The organism is Achromobacter sp. (genome assembly GCF_036567245.1).
Classification (GTDB): domain Bacteria; phylum Pseudomonadota; class Gammaproteobacteria; order Burkholderiales; family Burkholderiaceae_B; genus Achromobacter.
On the sequence record NZ_DATCUY010000612.1, the window covers coordinates 1 to 5,766 of the forward strand.

Consider the following 5,766-nt stretch of genomic DNA (forward strand, 5'->3'; position numbering starts at 1 on the left):
GGAAGCCCAGGCCGCCGCCCGCCGCATCGCCGACGGCGCGCCGCTGGTGGCGCGCTGGCACAAGAAATTCATCCGCAACCTGGTGGACGGCCGCGCGCTGACCGACGCCGACCGCGACGAAGCCTTCGACTGCTTCGACACCGAGGACTTCCGCACGGGCTACCAGGCCTTCCTGGCCAAGGCCAAGCCGCAATTCAATGCCCGCTGAACGCAGCGCAAGGAGGACTCATGCATAACGATACCCAGCCCGATACCCCGCGCCCGGCCGGCGCGCTCGCCGGCATGCGCGTGATCGAGCTGTCGCAGATCATGGCGGGCCCGACCTGCGGCATGATGCTGGCCGACATGGGCGCCGACGTCATCAAGGTTGAAAAGATCGACGGCGGCGACGATTCGCGCCAGTACCGCGACCCGCAGATCAACGGCATCTCGGCGCCCTACCTCATGCTCAACCGCAACAAGCGCGCCATCGCGTTGGACCTGAAGCACCCCGAAGGCAAGAAGGTCCTGCTGCGCATGATCCGCGACGCCGACGTGGTGACCGAGAACTTCCGCAAGGGCACGATGGAAAAGCTGGGCCTGGGCTACGACAGGCTGCGCCAGGAAAACCCTGGCCTGATCTACTGCGCCGTGTCGGGCTACGGCACCACCGGCCCGTACGCCGACAAGGGCGGCTTCGATCTGGTGGCGCAGGGCTTTTCCGGCCTGATGGCGATCACCGGCGAACCGGGCGGCCCGCCCCTGCGCACCGGCAACTCCGTCGCGGACATCAACGCCGGTTTGCTGGCGGCCTTCGGCGTGCTGGCGGCGTACCAGCACAAGCAGCGCACCGGCGAAGGCCAGATCGTGGAAACCTCCCTGCTCGAAGCCAGCTTGCAGCAGCTGTACTGGCATGCCGCCATTTATTTCGGCAGCGGCGTGTCGCCTGGCCCGACCGGCTCGGCGCACGTGCTGAGCGCGCCCTACCAGGCGTTTCCCACGGGGACCGACTGGATCATCATCGGCGGCGCCAACGAGAAGAACTGGCAGCGCATCACCCAGGCGCTGGACAAGCCGGAATGGGCGGAAGACCCGCGCTATGCGCGCAACCGCGACCGCATGCAGAACCGCGATCAGCTGGTGGAGGAGATGTCCGCCATCCTGAAGACCCGCAGCGCGCAGGAATGGCTGGACGTGTTCGATGCCGCGGGCGTGCCCGCCGGCCCGGTGCATTCCATCGCGCAGGCGCTGTCGCACCCGCAGACGCTGGCACGCGGCATGGTGGTGGAACAGGAGCACCCGGTCGCGGGCACGGTGCGTACAGTAGGCATGCCGGTGAAGCTGTCGGCCACACCCGCGCAATACCACCGCGCGGCGCCCAGGCTGGGTGAAGACACCATCGCGATCCTGGGAGAGTTCGGCTATGGCGCCGCGGAAATCGACGCGCTGATCGAGGCCGGCGTGGTCACAGCCGTGGACCGTGAACGCGCACCGGCTTAGAACGTTTTGGGCTGAATTGCTGACGTTTGGTTTTGTGAGGGTGGGGTTCTTGAACCGCCGGCGTCCGGACTGCGGGATTCCGATGCTCGCCCCGGTGGGGCTGCGCTTCGGATCCCTCCGTCCGGCCACCGGCTCACGGTATCTGCCCATGAACGGGGTCCGAAACCAACGCATCAGGCGACTGCCAGCCGAGGACCCCGGAGCCATCCGAAGCGCAGCCCCAGCGGGGCGAGCATCGGAATGGCGCAGGGCAGCCTCGGCGGCTAAAGAACCCTGACATCGGCGAGCTCTAAGCCCTGCCGCCCCGCACTTCGGTCTTGTGAGGCAGGGTTCTTGAGTCGCCGGCGTCCGGACTGCAGGATTCCGATGCTCGCCCCGGTGGGGCTGCGCTTCGGATCCCTCCGCCCGGCCACCGGCTCAAAGCCTCTGCCCATGAACGGGGTCCGAAACCAACGCATTAGGCGACTGCCAGCCGAGGACCCCGGAGCCATCCGAAGCGCAGCCCCAGCGGGGCGAGCATCGGAATGGCGCAGGGCAGCCTCGGCGGCTAAAGAACCCTGACATCCGCAAGCTCTAAGCCCTGCTGCTGCGCACCCAAGATCCTGGCCGCGCGCCCTACTCGGACTCGCCCAGATAGGCGGCGCGCACCTTGGGATCGTGCAGCATGTCGCCAGCGGGACCGGACAGGATGATCTCGCCCGATTCCATCACGTAGCCGCGATGGCTGTTTTCCAACGCCAGGCGCGCGTTCTGCTCGATCAGCAGGATGGTGACGCCTTCGTTGGCGATGGTGCGCACCACCTCGAAGACTTTCTCCACCATCAGCGGCGCCAGGCCCATCGAGGGCTCGTCCAGCAGCAGCAGCTTGGGGCGCGCGATCATCGCGCGGCCCATGGCCACCATCTGCTGTTCGCCGCCCGACAAGGTGCCGGCCGCCTGCTTGCGACGTTCGGCCAGGCGCGGGAACAAGGTGAAGACGCGATCGGTGTCCTGGCGGATCTGCGCCGCATCGCGGCGGATGTAGGCTCCCATCGCCAGGTTTTCCTCGATGGTGAGCTGGCCGAAGATGCCCCGGCCTTCCGGCACCATGACCAGGCCGCGGCGCACCAGTTCATGCGACTTCTGGCCGCCGACGGACTGGCCGCCGTAGACCACTTCGCCGCCCGCCAGCGGCACCAGTCCGCAGATGGCGCGCAGCGTGGTGCTCTTGCCGGCGCCGTTGGCGCCGATCAGGCAGACCAGCTCGCCTTTGTCCACACGCAGGTCGATGCCGCGCACCGCGCGGATGCCGCCATAAGAGACCTGCAGGCCCCGCAATTCCAATAGGGGTTGGGATACTGCCGTCATGCCGGGCGCTCCTGATGAATCTGCGGATCCTGCGCAGCGCCGGCGCCCAGATACGCTTCAATGACCTTGGGATCGCGCTGCACCTGGGCCGGTTTGCCCATGGCCAGCACTTTGCCGTATTCCAGCACCAGCACGCGGTCGCACAGGCCCATGACCAGCTTCATGTCGTGCTCGATCAAGAGCACGGTGACACCGTCGGCGCGGATCTTTTCGACCAGTTTGCGCAGCACCACGGTTTCCGACGCATTCATGCCGGCCGCCGGTTCGTCCAGCGCCAGCAGCTTGGGATCGGTGGCCAGCGCCCGCGCGATCTCCAGGCGCCGCTGGTCGCCGTAGGGCAACGAGCGGGCAACGTCGTTGGCCCGGTGGCCGATGCCGACGTAGTCCAGCAATTCCTGCGCCCGCGCTTCCGTGGCGGCCTCTTCGGCGCGCGTGCCTCGGGTACGCAGCACGGCGCCGAACACGCCCGACTTGGTGCGCATGTGGCGGCCGATCATCACGTTCTCGATCGCGCTCAGGTTGGCGAACAGACGGATGTTCTGGAAGGTGCGCGCCAATCCGGCAAAGGCGACTTCATGCGGCTTCTTGCCAGACATGGACGCGCCATTGAAGGTGCAACTGCCCTCTTCCGGGATGTACAGGCCGGTCAGCACGTTGAACAGCGTGGTCTTGCCCGCGCCATTCGGGCCAATCAGGCCGTAGATCTCGCCCTGCTCGATGTCGAAGCTGACGTCCGACAAAGCCTGCAGCCCGCCGAAGCGCTTGCCCAGTCCCTGGGCTTGCAGCAGTTTGCTCATGCCGCGCCTCCCTGGGTCTTGGTCGCGAGTTCACGCTTGCGCACCGCCGACGGCCACAGGCCGGCCGGACGGAACAGCATCACGCACACCATGGCCAGGCCGAACAGCAGCATGCGTATGCCCTCGGGATCCAGCACCACGGCGCCGAACAGCATGTGCTGCACCGGCTCGACCACGGCGCGCAGGAACTCCGGCAGCGCGGCCAGGATCAACGCGCCCAGGATCACGCCCGGGATGTGGCCCATGCCGCCCAGCACCACCATGCACAGGATGGAGATGGATTCCATCAGCGAAAAGCTTTCCGGGCTGACGAAGCCCTGCATCGAGGCGAACAAGGCGCCCGCCACGCCGCCGAAGGACGCGCCCATCGCGAACGCCAGCAGCTTGATGTTGCGCGTGTTGATGCCCATGGCCTTGGCCGCGATCTCGTCTTCGCGGATCGCTTCCCAGGCGCGGCCGATGCGCGAATTCTGCAGGCGCACGCAAACCACCACGATGATCAGCGTTATCGCCAGCAGCAGGTAGTAGTACTTTTCCGGCCCCGTCACGCGCAGGCCCAGCAGGCTTTCCGTGCGGCCGAAGGCGAACTCGCCCACCTTGAAGGTATCGATGCGGTTGATGCCCTGCGGCCCGTTGGTGATGTTGATCGGCGCGTTCAGGTTGTTCAGGAAGATGCGGATGATTTCCCCGAAGCCCAAGGTCACGATGGCCAGATAGTCCCCTCGGAGCTTGAGCGTGGGCGCCCCCAGCAACACGCCGAACAGGCAGGCCACCGCCAGCGCGATCGGCAGGATCGCCCAGAACGGCAGGTGCAGGCCGAAATGCGGCGAGGCCAGCAGCGCCCAGGTGTAGGCGCCCACCGCGTAGAACGCGATATAGCCCAGGTCCAGCAGCCCCGCGAAGCCCACCACGATGTTCAGGCCCAGCGACAGCATCACGTATAGCAGGGCGAAGTTCAGGATGCGCACCCAGCTCTGCCCGGCCATGCCGATCACGAAGGGCAGCACCGCCAGCACCACGCCGATCAGCGCGATGCCGATCAGGTTGCGGGTGGAGAACCCGCTGCTTTTCAGGTTTGCGCTCATGCCCGGTCCCCCACGCGTTCGCCCAGCAGGCCGGACGGACGGAAGATCAGCACCAGCACCAGCACGAAGAACGCGAACACGTCCTGGTAGTGGCTGCCGAGGAAGCCGCCGGTCAGGTCGCCGATGTAGCCCGCGCCCAGCGATTCGATGATGCCCAGCAGCAGGCCGCCCGCCATGGCGCCGACCAGGTTGCCGATGCCGCCCAGCACTGCCGCCGTGAAGGCCTTCAGGCCCAGCATGAAGCCCATGGTGTATTGCGACACGCCGTAGTAGGTGGCGACCATCATGCCGGCCACGGCGGCCAGCGCCGAGCCGATCAGGAACGCCGCCGAAATCACGGTGTTGATGTTCACGCCCATCAGTCCGGCCACTTCACGGTTCTGCGCGGTGGCGCGCATCGCCGTGCCCAGGCGGGTCTTGTGCACCACGGCCAGCAGCCCGCCCATGATCAGCGCCGCGATCACCACGATGGCGATCTGCAGCGAACTTATGCGCGCGCCTGCGATTTCGAACACCTGCGGCGACAGCACTTGCGGGAAGTTCAGGTAGTTGCGGCCCCAGCTCATCATGGCCACGTTCTGCAGGATGATGGACACGCCGATGGCGGTGATCAGGGCGGCCAGGCGCGGCGCGCGGCGCAGCGGCCGGTAGGCGACGCGCTCGGCGGTCCAGCCCACGGCCATGCACAGCGGCACGGACACCAGCAGGCCCACGCCCAGCACCACGAAGGCGGAAGTAGAGGGGTCGCCGCCCACCAGCGAGATCGCGATGGTGGTAGCCGCCATCGCGCCGATCATGACGACGTCGCCATGGGCGAAGTTGATCAGCCCGATGATGCCGTACACCATGGTGTAGCCCAGGGCGACCAGGGCGTACACGCTGCCTAGCGTGACGCCGTTAATCAGTTGTTGAATGAAGATATCCATAGGGGCCGCAGAATAAGCCTGGAAAAATCGCGCGGATCTTGCGGTGGCGGCCCTAGTGCCTGCCACGGCGCCGCGCATGGCGCGCGCCGGGCGGCGCGCACGCTGCGATACAGGCGGAGACGCGGCACAGCC

Annotated in this window: 5 protein-coding genes and 1 pseudogene; 2 read left to right on the forward strand and 4 right to left on the reverse strand. The window is 66.9% G+C overall.

Going from position 1 to position 5,766, the window contains the following annotated elements; translation table 11 throughout:
- Positions 1-208 (forward strand): annotated as a pseudogene (locus VIR09_RS26055) (enoyl-CoA hydratase/isomerase family protein); the annotation flags it as partial.
- 20 nt (positions 209-228) lie between these two features.
- The gene (locus VIR09_RS26060; protein ID WP_332015489.1) at positions 229-1,479 is read left to right on the forward strand and encodes a CoA transferase; all 1,251 of its coding nucleotides are present in this window, start codon (positions 229-231) and stop codon (positions 1,477-1,479) included.
- 615 nt (positions 1,480-2,094) lie between these two features.
- Here VIR09_RS26060 and VIR09_RS26065 read toward each other — a convergent pair.
- The 4 genes from VIR09_RS26065 to VIR09_RS26080 are packed head-to-tail and all read right to left on the reverse strand — an operon-like array spanning position 2,095 to position 5,712.
- Positions 2,095-2,826 carry an ABC transporter ATP-binding protein gene (locus VIR09_RS26065; protein WP_332015490.1) on the reverse strand — a complete coding sequence of 244 codons (732 nt, stop codon included), beginning with the start codon at positions 2,824-2,826 and terminating at the stop codon, positions 2,095-2,097.
- Positions 2,823-3,623, reverse strand: coding sequence for an ABC transporter ATP-binding protein (locus VIR09_RS26070; protein WP_332015491.1), 801 nt, complete (start codon positions 3,621-3,623; stop codon positions 2,823-2,825). Before VIR09_RS26070 ends, VIR09_RS26065 begins: the two co-directional genes overlap by 4 nt.
- A complete protein-coding gene (locus VIR09_RS26075; RefSeq protein ID WP_332015492.1) occupies positions 3,620-4,708 on the reverse strand; it encodes an ABC transporter permease subunit in 1,089 nt (362 codons plus the stop codon). The genes VIR09_RS26070 and VIR09_RS26075 overlap by 4 nt, the downstream gene beginning before the upstream one ends.
- On the reverse strand, positions 4,705-5,712 hold the full coding sequence (locus VIR09_RS26080; protein ID WP_414639467.1) for a branched-chain amino acid ABC transporter permease: 1,008 nt from the start codon (positions 5,710-5,712) through the stop codon (positions 4,705-4,707). The genes VIR09_RS26075 and VIR09_RS26080 overlap by 4 nt, the downstream gene beginning before the upstream one ends.
- Between the last annotated feature and the right edge of the window lie 54 nt (positions 5,713-5,766).